Source organism: Herbaspirillum sp. FG34 (assembly GCF_057809315.1).
Genome location: NZ_JBMDJS010000051.1, coordinates 1 through 703, shown reverse-complemented (window position 1 = coordinate 703; position 703 = coordinate 1). Strand labels below are relative to the sequence as shown.

The 703-nt window shown below is 65.7% G+C and carries 2 protein-coding genes; both read right to left on the bottom strand.

From position 1 onward, the window contains the following. Window positions 1–324 (bottom strand): hypothetical protein (locus tag ACODSZ_RS23100; protein WP_488928647.1); only part of this gene is annotated, 324 nt, incomplete at its 3' end. A 36-nt stretch (window positions 325–360) separates the two neighbouring features. Continuing rightward, window positions 361–636, bottom strand: coding sequence for a hypothetical protein (locus tag ACODSZ_RS23095; protein WP_488928646.1), 276 nt, complete (start codon window positions 634–636; stop codon window positions 361–363). Window positions 637–703: the final 67 nt, after the last annotated feature.

Here is a 703-nt window from a genome sequence, read left to right as displayed (position 1 = left end):
CGACACAAGAATCACCAGCGGCACAGGGGGCAGCAGCATCGGCTGCGTCGACCGCGCCTGCATCGTCGGCGGCACCGGAATCAGCAGTAGCACAGGGAGCACCAGCATCAGCCGCATCGGCCGCACCTGCAACGTCGGCGACACAAGAATCACCAGCGGCACAGGGGGCAGCAGCATCGGCTGCGTCGACCGCACCTGCATCGTCGGCGGCACCGGAATCAGCTGTAGCTCAGGGAGCCCCAGCATCAGCCGCATCGGCCGCACCGGCGTCGTCAGCGGCTCCGGAATCAGCAGTAGCACAGGGAGCGCCAGCATCAGCAGCATCGGCCGCGCCTGCAACATCAGCGACACAGGAATCAGCTATAGCACAGGGAGGACCAGCATCGGCTGCGTCGACCGCGCCTGCATCGTCGGCAGCACCGGAATCAGCAGTAGCACAGGGAGCACCAGCATCAGCTGCATCGGCCGCACCTGCATCGTCAGTGATGCCGAAGCCGCCAGCAGCACAGGGAGCACAGGCAGCACCAGCATCAGCTGAATCGGCCGCACCGGCGTCGTCAGCGGCTCCGGAATCAGCAGTAGCACAGGGAGCGCCAGCATCAGCAGTATCGGCCGCGCCTGCAACATCAGCGACACAGGAATCAGCTATAGCACAGGGAGGACCAGCATCGGCTGCGTCGACCGCGCCTGCATCGTCGGCAGC